Consider the following 18,453-nt stretch of genomic DNA (forward strand, 5'->3'; position numbering starts at 1 on the left):
GTATTGGGCAGTATTCCGGCTTTGAGGAGCCTTTGTCGGCTCCAGCAAGGTGTAGGGCTGGCGTTCGTCGTTCGGGACATCGGACGCCAAATCCAAAGGGGATACCAGAATGCTGTTCAAATCCGCGACGGGTCGGAATACGTCGCTTCTCGTCAGTCTGGGTGTCGTGACGACCGTGAGCGTCGCCGCAACTCTTCTTGCGATCACCTATGATCACATCCGCAATACCGGGATAGACCGGATGCAACTGGCGGCGACCGGTGCGGCCGGGACCGTCCAGCAGACCATTCGCGTCGCCTACCAGATGATCGAAGGCCTGAACACCGCCACCGCCTCGCTGCGCAGTCGCGGCATGGGCGACCGCGATACGACCATGGACGTCATGGAGACGGCCCTGAAGAACTTCCCCGGAGCCATCGGCGTTTCCATGGGCTTCGAGCCGAACGCCTTCGATGGCAAGGATGCGGATTTCGTTTCCAAGCCCGTTCACGACAAGACGGGACGCTTTCTGCCGTACATCTTCCGCTCCGGCGACACGATCAAGCGCGATGTGCTCGTCGATTACGACAAGCCGGGGATCGGCGATTACTACATCCTGCCGGTGACAACCGGCAAAACGACGCTGCTCGAGCCCTACATCTACCCGATCGAGGGCAAGAACGTTCTGATGACAACGATTTCCATCCCGATTGCCGATAACGGCAAGACGGTGGGCTATGTCGGCGCCGACATCGATCTCGACAAGACGGCCGCAGAACTCGCGCAAAACCGCCCGCTCGGCGATGGCTATGTCGCCCTCCTGTCTGCCGCCGGCACCTTCGTCAGCTACCCCGACCAGAAGCTGATGGGCAAGCCGCTGAAGGGCAGCGGGCTGGACGAGGCCGCCTGGAACAAGCTGATCACCAACCCCGGCAAGGTCGAGACGATCCGCGACAGCGCAGGCGTTGACAACCTGCTGATGGCGGTTCCGATCGAGCCCGTGCCGGGCACCATCTGGCACGTCGTCGTCTCCGCACCGACCGCGACCGTCTTCAGCGTGCTGAACCAGACCGTCTGGATGTCGGGCATCATCATCGTCGGCGCCACGATCGTTCTGATCGCCGTCGGCTGGGGACTGGCACGCCGCTTCATGGGACGTCTCAACCGCATCATTTCCCAGACCGGCGAGATCGCGTCGGGCAAGCTTGACGTCAAGCTCACCGACGTCGAACAGCGCGACGAGATCGGCGATCTCTCCCGGTCGCTCGGCGTTCTGCTCGACGCCAACCGCCGCAAGGTTCAGCTGGAACAGGAAGCCGAAGCGCGCCTCGCCCAGGAAGAGGCCGATCGCGTCGAACGCTCCATCGGTCACAAGGCGCGCGAGGAGGAAATCCGCCTCGTCGTGACAGAAGTCGGCAACGGCCTGAAGCGCCTGTCGGAAGGCGACATGACGACCCGCCTCGAAAAGCCTTTCGCGCCTGCGCTCGACGTGATCCGCTCGGACTTCAACGCTTCCGTCGAAAAGCTGGAATCGGCGATGATCTCCTTCCGCGACAACGCCAGCACGATCGAGGCCGGCGCGACGGAAATCCGCAACGCTGCCGACGATCTCTCGCGTCGAACGGAACAGCAGGCGGCCTCCGTCGAAGAGACCTCCGCGGCGCTCAGCGAAATCACCCGGTCGGTACGCGAATCGACCGACCGCGCCGAAGAAGCGGGCGCCCAGGTCAGCCGCACCCGTGCAAACGCCGAACGCTCCGGTACTGTCGTGCGCTCCGCCGTCGAAGCCATGGGCGCGATCGAGCAGTCCTCGCAGTCGATCTCCAACATCATCGGCGTGATCGACGAGATCGCCTTCCAGACGAACCTTCTGGCGCTGAATGCCGGTGTGGAAGCGGCCCGCGCAGGCGAAGCCGGCAAGGGCTTCGCCGTCGTGGCCCAGGAAGTGCGCGAACTTGCCCAGCGATCTGCCAATGCCGCCAAGGAAATCAAGGCGCTGATCACCGCCTCCAGCGATCAGGTCCGCCAGGGCGTGACGCTCGTCGACCAGGCAGGCGCTGCCCTGACGGCCATCGCCTCCGAAGTCGAGCAGATCAATGCCAACGTCCAGGGCATCGTTCAGGCCGCGCGCGAGCAATCGACCAGCCTGCAGGAGATCAGCGCCGCGGTGAACATCATGGACCAGGGCACCCAGAAGAATGCCGCCATGGTGGAGGAAACCAACGCCGCCTCCCATACGCTGGCGACCGAAGTCGGACAGCTTTCCGACCGCCTCGACCAGTTCCGGCTCGGTGGCGCCGGCGGCAGCCGCCAGTCGTTCCGCCCCGCGTCAACGGCGACCGCCATCCCGCATCGGGCGGCGGCCCCTTCCACGGCGCAGGTTCGTGCAACCCCCGCCCGCGCACCGGTCGCGGCCACGCAGGCCGCCCGCCCCGTCGCCTCCCCTGCCCGCGCGCTGGGTGACCGCCTCGCAAAGGCCGTGGGCGCTGCCTCGCCGGCCGCCGCATCTGCACAGGACAACTGGGAAGAGTTCTGAGCCCATCCCGGCAAAGCGAAATGAGAGATGGCGGGCCCGGTGCCCGCCATTTTCGTTCAGGCAGGGTCGAAGACCAGCAGTTCCTCGAAATGGTTCATGTCATCGAAAGCGCAGAAGGCGGGCGGCCGAAGCGCAATCACGGGGGTAAGCCGCCTCAGATCCGCTTCCACCTCGGCCAGGAACGGCACCCAGGCACCCATCGTCTCATCATCGAAGCGCTCGATCATGTAGGCGAAGGTGATGTGGAAAACGTAAGTCTCATGGTCCGGATGACGGTAGCCGAGCAGGTCGGCGAAGCGGTTGCGCCAGTCCTTCAGCGCCGCCTTGTCGGCCTCCGTCGCACCTTCGAGCTGGAGCCCGAGCGGGGTGGCATGGCTGACAACCATCTGGAATGCCGGGCCGGGCGCAAAGAGCGCCAGACGGTCCGACAGGAGCGCCGTCATGTCGTCGATCGGCGTCTCGAGGGGGATGCCGGCCGGCCAGAAGGTCGCTTCACGCCGGCTTTCGATGATTCCCTGAAACAACGTCATGTGCAGGCTGGACGCCGCGGTAAAGGCCAGCGTCTCGGCGCCGGGCATCGCCCTGTAGCGCTCGCGCATCTGGAGCACCGCCTCTGCGCTGTCGGACCCCTCGACGAGATGGCTGACGATGGTGTTGCCACGCTCGGTGAGAAAGCTTCCGTTCGTGTCATAACGCCGGCCGAGATGCGGGATGGGGGCGGCATTCAGCGTGCTCGAGGCAAAGCGCAGGTGGTCCGGTATGGCGGAAAGGGGCATCGGCGGCTTCCTTTGAACTATCGCCGCACGGGGTTAAGCAGGCAGTGCGAAAGGCGTGTGACAGGCCCGCCCTCACCCCATGAGCGTGCTGCCGCCGGTCCCCAACTTTCCTTCCTTCCTCGGCATTTATGGGGTTGGTTTAGGGCCCGAGTTTCCCTATAAGCCGCTTCTAGCCTGAAATGACCATCCTCCTGCGCCCGGCCGGTGACCTCCCTCACCCAGGCCGGTTTTTCGCGCAGGCACGAGATACGGATAGAGCCCATGCCGAAGCGCCAAGATATCAAGTCCATCCTCATCATCGGCGCGGGACCGATCGTCATCGGCCAGGCCTGCGAGTTCGACTATTCCGGCACCCAGGCCTGCAAGGCGCTGAAGGAAGAGGGTTTCCGGGTCATCCTGGTCAACTCCAACCCCGCCACGATCATGACCGACCCGGGCCTTGCCGACGCAACCTACGTCGAGCCGATCACGCCGGAAGTGGTCGCCAAGATCATCGCCAAGGAACGCCCGGACGCGCTGCTCCCGACCATGGGCGGCCAGACGGCGCTCAACACCGCGCTGTCGCTCAAGCGCATGGGCGTGCTCGACCGCTACAATGTCGAGATGATCGGCGCCAAGCCCGCCGCCATCGACATGGCCGAAGACCGGGCCCTCTTCCGCGAAGCCATGGCCCGCATCGGCCTCGAAACGCCGAAGTCGATGCTTGCCAACGCCACCGAGATCAAGGACGCCGACCGCAAGACCCATGAGGCCGCCCGCGCCGAGCTCAAGGCGAAGCATTCCGGCGCCGAACTCGACAAGGCGCTGGACGCGCTCGAAAACCAGTGGAACCTCGGCGAGAGCGACCGCAAGCAGCGCTACATGAGCCACGCCATGGCCGTCGCCGCCCAGGCGCTCGACCATGTCGGCCTGCCCGCCATCATCCGCCCCTCCTTCACGCTGGGCGGCACCGGCGGCGGCATTGCCTATAACCGCTCGGAATTCTTCGACATCGTTTCCGGCGGCCTCGACGCCTCGCCCACCACCGAAGTCCTCATCGAGGAAAGCGTGCTCGGCTGGAAGGAATACGAGATGGAAGTCGTCCGCGACAAGGCGGACAACTGCATCATCATCTGCTCGATCGAGAACATCGACCCGATGGGCGTCCACACGGGCGACTCGATCACCGTTGCGCCGGCGCTGACGCTGACGGACAAGGAATACCAGATCATGCGCAACGCCTCGATCGCGGTACTGCGCGAGATCGGCGTCGAGACCGGCGGCTCGAACGTGCAGTTCGCCGTCAACCCCAAGGACGGCCGTCTCGTCGTCATCGAGATGAACCCGCGCGTCTCGCGCTCGTCTGCGCTCGCCTCCAAGGCTACCGGCTTCCCGATCGCCAAGGTCGCCGCCAAGCTCGCCATCGGCTACACGCTGGACGAACTCGACAACGACATCACCGGCGGCGCGACGCCGGCCTCGTTCGAGCCCTCCATCGACTACGTCGTCACCAAGATCCCGCGTTTCGCCTTCGAGAAGTTCCCGGGCGCCTCGCCGGTGCTGACCACCGCCATGAAGTCGGTCGGCGAAGTCATGGCCATCGGCCGCACCTTCGCCGAATCGCTGCAGAAGGCGTTGCGCGGCCTCGAAACCGGCCTCACCGGCCTCGACGAGATCGAGATCCCCGGCCTCGGCGACAATGCCAACGACAAGAACGCCATCCGCGCCGCCATCGGCACGCCGACGCCGGACCGCCTGCGCATGGTCGCCCAGGCGCTGCGCCTCGGCATGTCGCCGGAAGAGGTGCATGAGGGCTGCAAGATCGATCCGTGGTTTATCGCCCAGTTCAAGGCGATCGTCGACATGGAAGCCCGTATCCGCGAGCACGGCCTGCCGCAGGATGCCGAAAACCTGCGCATGCTCAAAGCCATGGGCTTCTCCGACGCCCGCCTTGCAAGCCTGACGAACGGCAAGCCGAAGGATGTCGCCGTGCTGCGCAACACGCTGGGCGTCCGCCCGGTCTTCAAGCGCATCGACACCTGCGCGGCCGAATTCGCCTCGCCGACGGCCTATATGTACTCGACCTACGAGACCCCCTTCGTCGGCGCCGCCCGCTCAGAAGCGGACGTCTCCGACCGCAAGAAGGTCGTCATCCTCGGTGGCGGTCCGAACCGCATCGGCCAGGGCATCGAGTTCGACTATTGCTGCTGCCACGCCGCCTTCGCGCTGAAGGATGCCGGCTTCGAAGCGATCATGATCAACTGCAACCCGGAAACGGTATCCACCGACTACGACACCTCCGACCGCCTCTATTTCGAGCCGCTGACGGCCGAGGACGTGATCGAAATCCTGCGCGCCGAGCAGGAAAAGGGCGAAGTCGTCGGCGTCATCGTGCAGTTCGGCGGCCAGACGCCGCTGAAGCTCGCCGAGGCGCTGGAAAAGAACGGCATCCCGATCCTCGGCACCGCGCCCGACATGATCGATCTGGCCGAGGACCGCGACCGTTTCCAGAAGCTTCTCCAGAAGCTCGACCTCACCCAGCCGAACAACGGCATCGCCTATTCCGTCGAACAGGCCCGCCTTGTTGCCGGCGAGATCGGCTTCCCGCTGGTCGTTCGCCCCTCCTACGTGCTTGGCGGGCGCGCCATGCAGATCATCCACAATGAGAGCATGCTGCAGACCTACCTGCTGGACACCGTGCCGGAACTCGTGCCGGAAGACATCAAGCAGCGCTACCCGAACGACAAGACCGGCCAGATCAACACCCTGCTCGGCAAGAACCCGCTGCTCTTCGACAGCTACCTGACGAATGCCATCGAAGTGGACGTCGATGCGCTGTGCGACGGCACGGATGTCTTCGTCTCCGGCATCATGGAACACATCGAGGAAGCCGGCATCCACTCGGGCGACTCGGCCTGCTCGCTGCCGATCCGCTCGCTGTCGAAGGAGATCGTCGACGAACTGGAACGCCAGACGACGGCGCTCGCCAGGGCGCTCAACGTCGGCGGTCTGATGAACGTGCAGTACGCCATCAAGGACGGCACGATCTACGTGCTCGAAGTCAACCCGCGCGCCTCGCGCACCGTGCCCTTCGTCGCCAAGACCATCGGCGCGCCGATCGCCAAGATCGCCGCCCGCGTCATGACCGGCGAGAAGCTCGATCCCGCGATTGCCGCCTATGGCAAGAAGCCGGACCCGCGCAACCTCAAGCACATCGCCGTCAAGGAAGCCGTGTTCCCCTTCGCCCGCTTCCCCGGCGTCGATATCCTGCTCGGACCGGAAATGCGCTCGACCGGCGAAGTCATCGGCCTCGACACGGATTTCGCGCTCGCCTTCGCCAAGAGCCAGCTTGGCGCCGGCGTGGAACTGCCGCGTGACGGGACCGTCTTCGTGTCTGTGCGCGACGAGGACAAGGACCGCGTCCTGCCCGCCATCCGCATTCTGGTCGAGATCGGCTTCAAGGTGCTGGCGACCGGCGGCACGGCCCGCTTCCTCGCCGAACAGGGCATCGAGGCGACCAAGATCAACAAGGTTCTGGAAGGCCGCCCGCACATCGAGGACGCCATCCGCAACCGCCAGGTCCAGCTCGTCATCAACACCACCGACGGCAACAAGGCGATCTCGGATTCGAAGTCGCTGCGCCGCGCCACGCTGATGCAGAAGGTGCCCTACTACACCACCATGGCCGGCGCCGAAGCCGCCGCAATGGCGATCCGGGCGCTGAAGCAGGGCCAACTGGAAGTACGCCCGCTGCAGAGCTATTTCTGATTGGGCGAAGATGAAGTCGCTCCGCTGATCGCGGACCGGTGAGACGACTGGAGGCGCCCCTTCTAGCTCCGTCATCCTCGGGCTTGACCCGAGGATCCATTTTACAGGCGGTGCAGGTGGCTTATGGATGGTCGGGTCAAGCCCGACCATGACGGTGACCAGGCGAACGCCATTTGAAGATCAAAGTGAACGCTGTTCAGGCGTTGACGTCTTTTACACACGATCGTCAATTCACGAGAAACGTGACATGCCCGCTGACGACACCCTCGACATCGACACAACCTGCACCCTGCCCTTTGCACGCCAGACGGTCTTCGATGCCTTCGCAAGGCCCGAGCAACTGGCCCTGTGGTGGGGCCCGGATGGCTTTTCGAATGTCATCCACCGCTTCGAGTTCAGGGATGGCGGCGCCTGGGAGATCACCATGACCGCCTCCGACGGCACGGATTTCCTGAACCGCTCGACCTTCACGAAGATCGTCGCGCCGGAACACATCGCCTTCCGGCATCACGAGCCGATCCACCGCTTCGACATGGACATGCGCTTCGAGGAGCTGGGGCCGCAGGAGACACGCCTTTCCTGGCGCATGCGCATGCCCGCGACGGAGGAAAACCGGCTGATGGCGAAGTTCTTCGCACTCGCCAACGAGCAGAACTTCGCCCGCCTGAAGCATGTGCTGGCCGGCCCTGAATAGCGGTTGCGCTTGCCGGAGAACACAACCAGAATGCCCTTGGGACCAGCACGGGGGGCATCGCATGTCGAAAAACATCGTCATCCTGTTTGACGGAACGTCCAACGAAATCTCGGCCAACCGCACCAACATCCTGCGCCTCTTCGGCTGCCTGAAGCGTGACGACAAGCAGGTGGTCTACTACGATCCCGGCGTCGGTACCTTCGGTGCGGCGAATTCCTGGTCGCGGCTGCAGCGCCACGCGGTCGAAGTCTGGGGACTGGCGACCGGCTGGGGGCTCGATGAAAACGTCAAGGAAGCCTACCGCATGCTGGTGGAAACCTATGATGCGGGCCCGGTGGACGAGAAAGGCCGCCACATCGATCGCGACCGCATCTACATTTTCGGCTTCAGCCGCGGCGCTTACACCGCCCGCGTTCTGGCCGGTTTCATCCACGCCTTCGGCCTGACGCAGAAGATCCACCTGAACCTCCTCGACTATGCCTACCGCACCTACAAGGGCATTTCCGAGCAGGAGGAACGCAATGCCGGCCCCGCGATCGGCGATGCGCCCTCGGCCTTCCAGTCCATGCGTCTTTACGAGCGCACGCTGCGCAACGACCGCCCGCCGATCCGGCTGCTCGGCCTCTTCGACACGGTCGCCTCCGTCATCGAGCCGGGAAAGCACGGGCCTCAGCTGAAGACGCACCCCTTTACCCGCCGTAATCCGAGCGTGGAAACGGTGCGCCATGCGGTCGCGATCGACGAGCGCCGCACCATGTTCCAGCCCGAACTGTGGACGCGGGACCAGGATTACTGGGGCGGCCCCTTCAAGCCAAAGGCCGCCGAGGCGATCCGCCGGCAGGATGTCCGCGAAGTCTGGTTCTCAGGCGTCCACGGCGATGTCGGCGGCGGCTATCCGGAGGCCGAGAGTGCCCAGATCAAGATCCCGCTGCGCTGGATGATAGAGGAGACGCGGCCCGCCGGCCTCCTTTATCGCCAGCGCACCGTCAACCAGATCGTGGAGGGCAAGGCGGTCTCGAAATATGTGGTGCCCTCGCCCACGGCCCCCCTCCACAATTCCATGCAGACGATCTGGCCGCTTCTGGAATGGGTGCCGCGCAAGGTGCCGGAAACCTCTTTCCGCCATCGGGGCCGGGTCGGCGGCATCTATCTCCCACGCTGCGATCACCGCCTGATTCCCGCCGATGCGGACATCCACCCCTCCGTCCTCGAACGCCTGAACGCCGACCGCAGCTACCGCCCGCCGAATCTGCCCCACACGACAGCCTGACGGGTTCGGGGCGCACCCCGCCCCGTTGCCGGGCGGAAACACCTGTCCAACCACAAATGGGTAGACCACCCGCTTGCCGGCAACCGAACCTTGCCAAATTGCCGAAGCGGGAGGATTGTCAGGACTGGGCAGGCAAGCGGGGGCGCGGGTGGACAGCGAACGGCAGAGCAGCGGCACGATAGCCGAGACAGGGGCGGCAAAGGCAACCCGCCGCGAATGGATCGGCCTTGGCGTGCTGTCGATCGCCTGCCTGATCTATTCCATGGATCTGTCGGTGCTTTTCCTGGCCATGCCCGCGATCGTCACCGATCTCGATCCCTCCCCGACCGAGCTTCTGTGGATCAACGACATCTATGGCTTCATGGTCGCCGGCTTCCTCGTGACCATGGGGACACTCGGCGATCGTTTTGGCCGTCGCCGGGTGCTGTTGATCGGCGCCTTTGCCTTCGGTGTCGCCTCGGCCTTCGCCGCCTTCGCGGCCACCTCAGGCCAGCTCATCCTTGCCCGCGCCTTCCTCGGCATCGCCGGCGCAACGATCGCGCCCTCCACCCTTTCGCTGGTCGTCAATCTCTTCCCGGACGAAGGCGAGCGCACCCGCGCCATCGGCATCTGGGGCACCGCATTTTCGCTCGGCGGTCTTGTCGGCCCGCTCATCGGCGGCCTGCTGCTCGAGCATTTTCACTGGGGCGCGGTCTTCCTGATCAACATCCCGATCATGGCCGCTCTTCTGGCCATTGCTCCCGTGCTCCTGCCGGAATACCGGGATACCACGGTCGCGCGGATCGACATTATCAGCGTGGCGCTCTCCCTGCTCAGCGTGCTGCCCGTCATCTACGGCCTCAAGCACATGGCCGCCTCCGGCTTTGCCGCAGACCAGTTGCTGTGGATCGGCGGCGGCCTCCTCGTTGGCCTGCTCTTCATCCGCCGGCAGAAGCAACTCGAAAATCCCCTGCTCGATCTCCAGCTCTTCCAGGTTCCGGCATTTACCGCCTCGCTCGTCGTCAATCTCGCCGGCGTCTTCTTCATTTTCGGTGTCTTCCTCTACGAGAACCTCTATCTGCAGCTGGTGCTCGGCCTGACCCCGCTCGAGGCAGCGCTGTGGGGCATGCCGCCGGCTCTCGTGTTCACGATCATGTCCATGCAGGCCTGGCGGGTCACCGGCCGGCTGGGGCCGGTGCGCACCGTGCTTCTCGGCCTCGTCGTCAATGCGGTCGGCACGGCTGCCATGGCCATCGCGGCCTATCATCAGAATCTCTATGCCATCCTGGCCGCCAGCATGGTGATCGGCGCCGGCTTCGTGCCCGTCATCCTGACAACGACGGGCCTCATCGTCGGCACGGCACCCCCGGAACGGGCGGGTTCTGCCTCTGCCATTTCGGAAACAAGCGCGGAGTTCGGCGGCGCACTCGGCGTGGCCGTGCTCGGCAGCATCGGCACGGTCATCTATCGCATCATGATGCAATCGGCAGAACTCGGCGGTCTCGATGAGACGGCCAGCCAGGCCGTCCGCGCCACGCTGGCCGGCGCAGTCGAAACGACACGGCTGCTCGGGATGACAACACCACCCGGATGGTTGACGGAGGCGCGCGCGGCCTTCGCTGCCGGCTTCGTCGCCTGCTGCGTGCTGGCAAGCATCACGCTGCTCGTTCTCGCGGCCCTTTCGCGCGCCATCTACGCCCGCGCAAACATCACCGCCGCGACGGTCGACCATCCGCATTAGAGCGCTGTTCGATCTGACAGCATCAGATCGGCACTCTAAGCCCTCTCTTTAAGCATGATCTTGTCGATCCTCGTTTCACTCCGGTCGGAGCATGCTCCAAGAGCGGCCGCATCATGCGTCACGCCAGACACTGGCCCGCCCCGCTTTCGGCAACCAGCTGCCGGATCGCGCGCATGTCCTCGGCGAAGGCATCCCGCTCGGCAGCCTGGCGGGCAGGATCAGGAATGCGCAGCAGATAGGCGGGATGGACAGTCACGAACAGGGTGCGGCCTCCGGCCATGGGGAGCGGCCGTCCGCGTTGGTCGGAGAGCTTCGCCGTGTCGCCCGTGAGCGCGAAAAGCGCGGTCGCACCCAGCGCCACGACCAGCTTCGGCTGCACCAGATCGATTTCGCGCGTCAGCCACCAGCGGCAGATTTCCACTTCGCCACGTGTCGGGCGTTGATGAATGCGGCGCTTGCCACGCGGCTCGTATTTGAAGTGCTTGACCGCGTTGGTCATGTAGATGCCGATACGATCAAGGCCGGCATCCGCCATCGCGCCCGACAGGACCTTTCCGGCCGGGCCGACGAAGGGGCGCCCCGCCAGATCCTCTTCGTCCCCCGGCTGCTCGCCGACGAACATGACTGCCGCCCGCTCCGGCCCCTCTCCGAAAACGGTCTGCGTGGCGCCGCAATGGATGGGGCAACGCGCACAGCCGGCCGCCTCGGCCCTGATACCGGCAAGCGTCTGCGCACCGGACGGCGGCGGCCCGCCACCCTCCTCGCTGCGCGCCGCTTCCATGGCCCGAAGCCGCGCATGGAAGGCCGGCGCCTCGGTCGGAGCACGGGCCGCCATGTCGATGACACGTCGCTCGGCCGATGCAATGAGCTCTGGAATCAGCGCCGCTTCCGGCAGGTTCTTCCAGTATTTCTTCGGCATTTCCTTCTGCATCATGCCGATTTTCAGCCGTGCCGGATTGAAGATCGAGGCGTAATAGGTGCGCCACAGATCGTCCGTCGCATCCTCGAGATCAGGCTTCTCCGCGGGCAAATCGGAGACGGCAAGCCGCTCGCCGTCCCACGAGGCCGATCCCTTCGGCGTCACGATCACCCAGTCCATGTCGGCAAAGCGGCGACGGAAGAACGGCGCCATGCGCGCCACAATGAAATGATCCGGCTCGAACCAGGCCAGAAACCGCCGCCGCCCGACCGTCTCCGGCGGCAGCGGTACCTCCTTGAAGCGCACGAACGCTGTCATCTTGTGACTGTCGCGCCGGACCGCCTTGGCAAGGCGCGCCGCCAGCACGACATCGGCATCCGATGCCACCTCCAACAGCCTGCGATCCGCCTGAAGCCGCACCAGCAGGCGGTAGAGCAGCGCAAAGCGGCCGGGATCGCTGTGGCACAGGACGGTTTCGGCAAGCCGCGGGAACGCCGCAGGCACCGTGCCTGCCGACGCGGGTACAGCCGGCGCCGGCTCGAACAGGGCCTGCCCCGTACTGCCACCACCGCTGTCCGGCAGGCCAGTCTCCGCAAATCCGCCGGCAAAGAGATCGTTTGCGCCCGCTTCGCTCAGCCACTCCACCTCTCCTGGCGCGACGCCGCGCGCCAGAAGCCCGCGCGCCGCCTCCCGCCACTCGGCGAAATCGCCCCGGCCCTTCAGCACGATCCGGTGCATCACAGCAGCGACAACTGTTCCGGTGCCGGCGAAAAGCGGGCGCGCAGATCGGCCCGGTCCGTCAGCACCGCCGGCGTATAGCCTTCCGCGACGATGAAGGGCTGCACCTTGCGAAGGGATACGCCGAGCCGCTTCAGGTCTTCCAGCCGCAGCCGCCGGAACCGGCGCGCCGACAGGATAGACGCAACCGTCTTGGTGCCGAAACCGGGCACGCGCAACAGCATTTCCCGCTCCGCCTTGTTGATATCCACCGGGAAGCGGCCGCGATTGGCAAGCGCCCAGGCGAGCTTCGGATCGATGTCGAGGTCGAGCATGCCGCCCGACTGCCCCTGCGTGATCTCGCCGATATCGAACCCGTAGAAGCGATAGAGCCAATCGGCCTGATAGAGCCGATGCTCCCGCATCAACGGCGGCTTGACGAGCGGCAGTGCGCGCGAGGCATCGGGAATGGGGCTGAAGGCAGAGTAATAGACGCGCTTCAGGCGATAACTGCCGTAAAGCCGCGCACTGGTGCCAAGGATCGTCGCATCGTTGGCCCCGTCGGCGCCGACGATCATCTGCGTGCTCTGCCCGGCCGGCGCGAAGGTGCGGCGCTTGCGGGTGCGCAGCGTCGGCTCCGCCATCTCCTCCATCTTCAGCCGGAGATCGCCCATGGAGCGGCGAATGCCTTCCGGCTGCTTCTGCGGCGCATAGGCGCTGATGCCGCTATCGGTCGGAAGCTCGATATTGATCGACAGGCGATCGGCATAAAGCCCCGCCTCCTCGATCAGCCGCTGCGACGCCTCGGGGATCGTCTTCAGATGGATGTAGCCCCGGAAATTGTGGACGGTGCGCAGCTCGCGCGCCACCTTCACCATCTGCTCCATCGTGTCGTCAGAGGAGCGGATGATGCCGGACGACAGGAAAAGTCCCTCGATATAGTTGCGCCGGTAAAATTCCAGCGTCAGCCAGATCACCTCGTCCGGGGTGAAGCGCGCCCGCTCCACATTGCTGGAGGAACGGTTGATGCAGTAGGCACAGTCATAGATGCAGAAATTGGTGAGCAGAATCTTCAGAAGCGAAATGCACCGACCGTCCGGGGCGTAGGCATGGCAGATACCGGAGCCTTCCGTCGAGCCGAGCCCGCCGGATGCGGCCGAATTGCGCTTCGTGGTGCCGCTCGACGCGCACGAGGCGTCATACTTGGCGGCGTCGGAGAGAATGGCGAGGCGTTCCTGCAGCGACTTTTTCATAATGCATGTTCACTATATGTTCTTTACTTTGTCGTCAAGATCCGACAAGCTCCAACACGTTGGCACGCGGTGGCTGGATCAAATTTCCTAGCGTCGGGCTGATAAAATCTGATATAGAGCCCTATATCGTGATTTTGGGATGGTTCCGGAGTTCGCTTCGGAACCTGTTTCTTTTTGTGTTCGCGGTCTCCGCGGCCACGTGATGAGGACAATGGAAATGGTTGAAAAGGTGCCGATGACTCACGACGGTTATGTGAAGCTGCAGGAAGAGCTTCGCTGGCGTCAGCAGGACGAGCGTCCGCGCATCATCGAGGCGATTTCGGAAGCGCGCGCCCATGGCGACCTCTCGGAAAACGCCGAATATCATGCCGCCAAGGAAGCCCAGAGCCACAATGAAGGCCGCGTCAGCGAACTGGAAGACCTGATCGCGCGTGCCGAAGTCATCGATCTCTCCAAGATGTCCGGTTCCAAGGTGAAGTTCGGCGCCCGCGTCAAGCTGGTGGACGAAGACACTGAGGAGGAAAAGACCTACCAGATCGTCGGCGACCAGGAAGCCGACGTGAAGGCCGGCCGCATCTCCATCTCCTCGCCCATCGCCCGCGCCCTGATCGGCAAGGAAGTCGGTGACTCGATCGAGGTCAACGCGCCCGGCGGCTCGAAGGCCTACGAAATCCTCGCCGTACAGTGGGGCTGATCGGCTATCCGGCCGATCGTCACGCGGTGCGGCTGCGGCCGCATTGCGGGATGCGTCCATCATGACCCGCGTGGATCTCCGTGACATCGACGTCATCGCGCCGAACTTCAAGGTGCGTCTGTCGGGCGTTACATCAACCATCATCCAGCTCGTGCCCGTGCAGCGCCGTCTCGGCCAGCGCATCGCGGTCATCGGCCCCGGCCTGCCGGCGCATCTTCCGCATGCCAGCGCGCTCGATCTCTGGCGCCTGTGGCAGGCGACGGCGCATGGCGCACCGCGTGTCTGGCATGCGCGGCGCAATCTCGAAATGCTGGCCGGCATCGTGCTGCGCGACCTCCTGCGCATGAAACTCGCGCTGGTCTTTACCTCTGCCTCGCAGCGCGTGCACACCGGCTGGACGAAATTCCTCATTTCCCGCATGGACGGCGTCATCGCCGTCTCCGGGCGCACTGCCGCCTATCTGAAGGTGCCGAACCGGACCATTCTGCACGGCATCGACACGACCCGTTTTTCCCCGGCACCGGACAAGGAAGCCGCCCGCGCAGCCCTTGGCCTTCCCAACGGCAGGTTCATGGTCGGCTGCTTCGGCCGCGTGCGCCACCAGAAGGGCACCGATCTCTTCGTCGATTCCATGCTGGCGCTCCTGCCGACCCGTCCGGACTGGATCGCCATCGTCGCTGGCCGCGCCACCGGCAAGCATCTGGGCTTCGAAGCCGAGCTGAAGAACCGCGTGGCCGCCGCAGGCCTGTCGGAACGCATCCTCTTCGTCGGAGAGCACACCAACATTCCGGACTGGTATCGCGCTCTCGACCTCTTCGTCGCCCCGCAGCGCTGGGAAGGCTTCGGCCTTACGCCCCTGGAGGCCATGGCGACCGCCGTGCCGGTGGTGGCAAGTGATGTCGGCGCCTTTCCCGAACTGATCGTCACGGGCGAGCAGGAAACCGGCAGCATCATCGCACGCAACGATCTCGCCGCGATGATCGCCAAGACGGGCGCGTGGATGGATGATGAGACGCGGCGGATCGAAGCGGCCAGCCGCGCCCTCGTCCACACGCGCGAGAATTTCTCGATCGAAGGCGAAGCCGGTGCTTTGGGCGAGGTCTACGCCGCCGCCGCGGCCGGCGATCCCATCACCTGAGCGCACCGAAATACGTCAGGCCCGCTCGCGCTTCAGCTGCTCGAAAAGCGCGAGATACTGATCAACGACGCCGGCCTCCGAGAAACGCTCGGCCAGCCGCCTGCGGCCACCCTCGACCAGGGAGGCGCGCAGGCTGGCCGATGCGGCAAGTTCGGCAAGAGCGGCGGCAAAACCATCCACATCGTCGATGCCGACCATCAGCGCATTCTCCTGGTCGGTCGCCGCCCAGGACGGCCCCTCCGTCAACGTGGAAATAACGGCCACGCCGGCCATCCAGCCTTCGAGAAGCACATTGCCCAGCGGCTCCTGCCGGCTCGGCACGCAATAGATATCGGCGGCCTTCGCATAGGCCGAGGGATCGGACACCCAGCCGATGAAGCGGGTGCGCGTCCGCATGCCGAGGTCATCCACCAGCTTTTCGAGATCGGCGCGATCCGGCCCGTCGCCCGCCAGCCACAGCCAGAGATCGGGCCTCTTCGCCACGGCCCGCACCAGCGTGTCGAAGCCCTTTGTGGAGACGAAACGACCGGGCGCGAAGACCAGCGTCGCATTCTCGGGCGTGTCGAGAGAGGCGCGCGGGACGGCCACCGAACCGCTGTCGGTCGCAAAGTTCGAGATGATCTCGCGCCGCCCCGTCCAGCCAAGATCCGCGCAATGGGTGAGCACCTGCGGCGCGTTGCCGACGATGCAGTCCACATGGGTAAAGTGGCCGAGATGATGCGGATAGTCCCCGAGCCGCACGATACGAACCGCCGGACCGGAGGCCGGCATGAGACGCGCCGTCGGCGCCCGCCAGCCCATCACGACATCGGCCGGCCAGCGGTGCATCTCGCGCTTGAGAAGCTGGACTTTGACCCACCAGTTCGGCCAGCGGCGCAGATAGTGCCCCTCATGCACCCGACCCATGCCGTCGAGTGCGCCGCGCCAGCTCGTGCCGGGGCGGATGGCGAACTGCTGTTCGATGCCGCGTGCATGAAACGCCTTGGTCAGCCGCAGGAAGAAGCGTTCCGTGCCGCCATCCGTGCCAAGCTGCATGTGGAAGATGCGTTGGATGGCCATGCGCCTCAGCCCCCTGCCCGTCGTCGATCGGAGAGCTTCGCGACAGTGGCGATCAGCTTGTCGACCAGAAGGCGGCGCTGCTTGCGCAGGCCATAAAGCGCCGTGCGCCCGCGCCGGCTGCGCTGCTGCGTACCGGGATGGGTGATGTCGCTTTCCGCATCCGTGGTCGAGATCGGCCGGGGCAGGAAGGCATATCCACCGCCGGCCCGCGTGATCCAGTGGCGGAAGAAATTGTCGACCGGCGCAAAGATCGTGCGATGCCCCTCCACGAAGGCGCGCGCCCCTTCCCGCGACCAGAGAATGCCGCCCGTCGTCATCGGGAAATAATAGGCGGCGCAGAGCGTGTAACCGCCGCGCGCACCCTGAAGCGGCAAAAGCGGACGGAAGATCTTCATCCGCTCATTGCCGAGATTGACGACCTTCCAGGCTGGATCGTGCCGGTCGAGAAAGGCGATGGCCGCGGCAACAATCATCTTCAGCTGCTGGTCCGGCGCCGCATCGTCCTCGATCACCAGGCAGTGGCGCTGATCGCTTGCGAGAAAGGCGCGTGCAGCATTCAGGTGGCTGTAATAGCAGCCGATTTCGCCGCCCACGAGCTCGCGCCCCATGTAGCGGCGCGCCGCCGCGGCATCGTAATCGGCCACCTTGGAAAGATCGAGCTTGCGCCCGTCAAAGGCCGGCAGGCGCTTGAAACGAATGCCGGTTCGCCCGAGACTGTCGGCGATCCCCTCCATGCGCGCCGTGCTACCATCGAGATTGATGACGAAGCAGAGGAAGTCCTGGTGTCCGCTTTCGCTCACGCCGTCACCTCTTCTCCGCGGCCGAAGGCCAGCCGCGCCTGCCCCGGCGCCAGTCCCGTGCCGGTGAGATCGGCGACATCGCCCGCCTGCACGCGGCGGAAGAGATCGAGATAGGCATCCACCACAGCATCACGGCGGAAATCGGCGTCCAGCCGGCGGCGCCCTTCCCGGCGCAGTCGTTCGGCAAGCGCAGGATCGGACCGCAGACGGTTGATCGCAGCGATCGTGCCGGCGACGTCGTCGATCTCGCAAAACAGCGCGTCCTCGCCCTCGCGGACGAACCAGCTCGGCCCTTCCGAGCGCGTCGTCACGACAGGCACATCCGCCTGCCAGGCCTCCAGAATGACATTACCGAGCGGCTCATGGCGAGACGGCATGACGAAGACATTTCCGGCGGCAACGTAGTTCATCGGCTCTTCTACCCAGCCGGTGAAGCGCGTGCGCCCCTCCATGCCCTTTTCGCGCACCAGCGCCTCGAGTTCGCCGCGCTTCTCGCCCTCGCCCACCAGCCAGAGCCAGGCATCCGGGATGTCGGCAACCGCCTTCACCAGCACGTCGAACCCCTTGCGGTTCACGAAACGCCCCGACCCGATGACGAGGAACGCGTCCTCGGGCGTGTCGAGCGTCGCGCGCGACACCGGCGTGATTGTCACCTCACGGGCAAAATTCGAGACCACGGCCAGTGGCCGGCGCCAGCCGAGCCCCCGGCAGGCCTCGGCGATGCCCGGCGCGTTGGCGACGATCAGGTCGTTGTTGCGGAAGTTCTTCAGGTGTCGCGGATAGTCGCCCAGCCGCGTCAGCTTGACCGCCGGTGCCCCCTTCGGCAGGAGCTTGGACGAACGCGACATCCAGGCCATCACCACATCCGGCTGCCAGGTGCGCACGATCTGGTGGACCTTCCAGCGCATCCACAGGCCCTTCGGCGAATAGGGCCGGAACTCGCTCTGCAACATGGGCCCCAGCCCACCGATCTCGTTTTCCCACACGCGGCCGGGGCGCACGATGAAGCGCTGCTTGATGCCGCGTTCGCCAAAGGCCGTGGCGAGATTGACGAAGAAGCGCTCCGCGCCACCCTCCTTGCCGAAATGCATGTGGAGAATTCTGGAAACCGTCATGCCGTCAACCCCGATGCCGGCCGTACAGGGCCGGTC

At 65.0% G+C, this 18,453-nt stretch carries 13 protein-coding genes; 7 read left to right on the top strand and 6 right to left on the bottom strand.

Going from position 1 to position 18,453, the window contains the following annotated elements; all coding sequences use genetic code 11:
* Nucleotides 1-109: 109 nt before the first annotated feature.
* Entirely contained in the window at nt 110-2,515 is a 2,406-nt protein-coding gene (locus ACED18_RS06075; protein WP_377289977.1) for a methyl-accepting chemotaxis protein, read from the top strand.
* Nucleotides 2,516-2,571: 56 nt separating this feature from the next.
* Here ACED18_RS06075 and ACED18_RS06080 read toward each other — a convergent pair whose 3' ends face one another.
* On the bottom strand, nt 2,572-3,291 hold the full coding sequence (locus ACED18_RS06080) for a DUF1868 domain-containing protein (RefSeq protein WP_377289979.1): 720 nt from the start codon (nt 3,289-3,291) through the stop codon (nt 2,572-2,574).
* A 261-nt stretch (nt 3,292-3,552) separates the two neighbouring features.
* On the opposite strand from ACED18_RS06080, the gene carB reads away from it, so the two are divergent.
* From carB to ACED18_RS06100, 4 genes are all read left to right on the top strand, one after another.
* Nucleotides 3,553-7,038 (top strand): carbamoyl-phosphate synthase large subunit, encoded by a 3,486-nt coding sequence (carB, locus tag ACED18_RS06085; protein ID WP_377289981.1) that lies wholly within the window; start codon nt 3,553-3,555, stop codon nt 7,036-7,038.
* A gap of 247 nt (nt 7,039-7,285) precedes the next feature.
* Nucleotides 7,286-7,732 carry an SRPBCC domain-containing protein gene (locus tag ACED18_RS06090; RefSeq protein ID WP_377289983.1) on the top strand — a complete coding sequence of 149 codons (447 nt, stop codon included), beginning with the start codon at nt 7,286-7,288 and terminating at the stop codon, nt 7,730-7,732.
* Between the two features lie 61 nt (nt 7,733-7,793).
* Entirely contained in the window at nt 7,794-9,002 is a 1,209-nt protein-coding gene (locus ACED18_RS06095) for a T6SS phospholipase effector Tle1-like catalytic domain-containing protein (RefSeq protein WP_377289985.1), read from the top strand.
* 148 nt (nt 9,003-9,150) lie between these two features.
* Nucleotides 9,151-10,722, top strand: coding sequence for an MFS transporter (locus tag ACED18_RS06100; RefSeq protein ID WP_377289987.1), 1,572 nt, complete (start codon nt 9,151-9,153; stop codon nt 10,720-10,722).
* A gap of 118 nt (nt 10,723-10,840) precedes the next feature.
* Here ACED18_RS06100 and ACED18_RS06105 read toward each other — a convergent pair whose 3' ends face one another.
* Together ACED18_RS06105 and ACED18_RS06110 are read right to left on the bottom strand one after the other, a co-directional pair.
* Nucleotides 10,841-12,379, bottom strand: coding sequence for a UdgX family uracil-DNA binding protein (locus ACED18_RS06105; protein ID WP_377289989.1), 1,539 nt, complete (start codon nt 12,377-12,379; stop codon nt 10,841-10,843).
* The gene (locus tag ACED18_RS06110) at nt 12,379-13,611 is read right to left on the bottom strand and encodes a putative DNA modification/repair radical SAM protein (RefSeq protein ID WP_377289991.1); all 1,233 of its coding nucleotides are present in this window, start codon (nt 13,609-13,611) and stop codon (nt 12,379-12,381) included. Before ACED18_RS06110 ends, ACED18_RS06105 begins: the two co-directional genes overlap by 1 nt.
* A 217-nt stretch (nt 13,612-13,828) precedes the next feature.
* Between ACED18_RS06110 and greA the strand changes: the two genes are divergently transcribed.
* Nucleotides 13,829-14,305, top strand: coding sequence for a transcription elongation factor GreA (greA, locus tag ACED18_RS06115; protein WP_377289993.1), 477 nt, complete (start codon nt 13,829-13,831; stop codon nt 14,303-14,305).
* A gap of 61 nt (nt 14,306-14,366) precedes the next feature.
* Nucleotides 14,367-15,443: a glycosyltransferase family 4 protein gene (locus ACED18_RS06120; RefSeq protein ID WP_377289995.1), complete on the top strand. Its 1,077-nt coding sequence runs from the start codon at nt 14,367-14,369 to the stop codon at nt 15,441-15,443.
* A gap of 15 nt (nt 15,444-15,458) precedes the next feature.
* Here ACED18_RS06120 and ACED18_RS06125 read toward each other — a convergent pair whose 3' ends face one another.
* From ACED18_RS06125 to ACED18_RS06135, 3 genes are read right to left on the bottom strand one after another with little or no spacing between them, the layout of a single operon-like run.
* Nucleotides 15,459-16,502, bottom strand: coding sequence for a glycosyltransferase (locus ACED18_RS06125; RefSeq protein ID WP_377289997.1), 1,044 nt, complete (start codon nt 16,500-16,502; stop codon nt 15,459-15,461).
* Nucleotides 16,503-16,507: 5 nt separating this feature from the next.
* A complete protein-coding gene (locus tag ACED18_RS06130; protein ID WP_377289999.1) occupies nt 16,508-17,302 on the bottom strand; it encodes a glycosyltransferase family 25 protein in 795 nt (264 codons plus the stop codon).
* Complete coding sequence (locus tag ACED18_RS06135) at nt 17,299-18,417, bottom strand: glycosyltransferase (protein WP_377290001.1); 1,119 nt, start codon at nt 18,415-18,417, stop codon at nt 17,299-17,301. Before ACED18_RS06135 ends, ACED18_RS06130 begins: the two co-directional genes overlap by 4 nt.
* Nucleotides 18,418-18,453: the final 36 nt, after the last annotated feature.

The organism is Rhizobium sp. SG2393, assembly GCF_042610495.1.
In the GTDB taxonomy this organism is placed as follows: domain Bacteria; phylum Pseudomonadota; class Alphaproteobacteria; order Rhizobiales; family Rhizobiaceae; genus RU20A.

What these genes read in the sequence shown, in the direction of transcription:
- ACED18_RS06135 (WP_377290001.1), bottom strand. Translation starts at nt 18,417, where the DNA reads ATGACGGTTTCCAGAATTCTCCACATGCATTTCGGCAAGGAGGGTGGC.
- ACED18_RS06095 (WP_377289985.1), top strand. Translation starts at nt 7,794, where the DNA reads ATGTCGAAAAACATCGTCATCCTGTTTGACGGAACGTCCAACGAAATC.
- ACED18_RS06105 (WP_377289989.1), bottom strand. Translation starts at nt 12,379, where the DNA reads ATGCACCGGATCGTGCTGAAGGGCCGGGGCGATTTCGCCGAGTGGCGG.
- ACED18_RS06075 (WP_377289977.1), top strand. Translation starts at nt 110, where the DNA reads ATGCTGTTCAAATCCGCGACGGGTCGGAATACGTCGCTTCTCGTCAGT.
- ACED18_RS06080 (WP_377289979.1), bottom strand. Translation starts at nt 3,291, where the DNA reads ATGCCCCTTTCCGCCATACCGGACCACCTGCGCTTTGCCTCGAGCACG.
- ACED18_RS06120 (WP_377289995.1), top strand. Translation starts at nt 14,367, where the DNA reads ATGACCCGCGTGGATCTCCGTGACATCGACGTCATCGCGCCGAACTTC.
- ACED18_RS06090 (WP_377289983.1), top strand. Translation starts at nt 7,286, where the DNA reads ATGCCCGCTGACGACACCCTCGACATCGACACAACCTGCACCCTGCCC.
- ACED18_RS06110 (WP_377289991.1), bottom strand. Translation starts at nt 13,611, where the DNA reads ATGAAAAAGTCGCTGCAGGAACGCCTCGCCATTCTCTCCGACGCCGCC.
- greA (WP_377289993.1), top strand. Translation starts at nt 13,829, where the DNA reads ATGGTTGAAAAGGTGCCGATGACTCACGACGGTTATGTGAAGCTGCAG.
- ACED18_RS06125 (WP_377289997.1), bottom strand. Translation starts at nt 16,502, where the DNA reads ATGGCCATCCAACGCATCTTCCACATGCAGCTTGGCACGGATGGCGGC.
- carB (WP_377289981.1), top strand. Translation starts at nt 3,553, where the DNA reads ATGCCGAAGCGCCAAGATATCAAGTCCATCCTCATCATCGGCGCGGGA.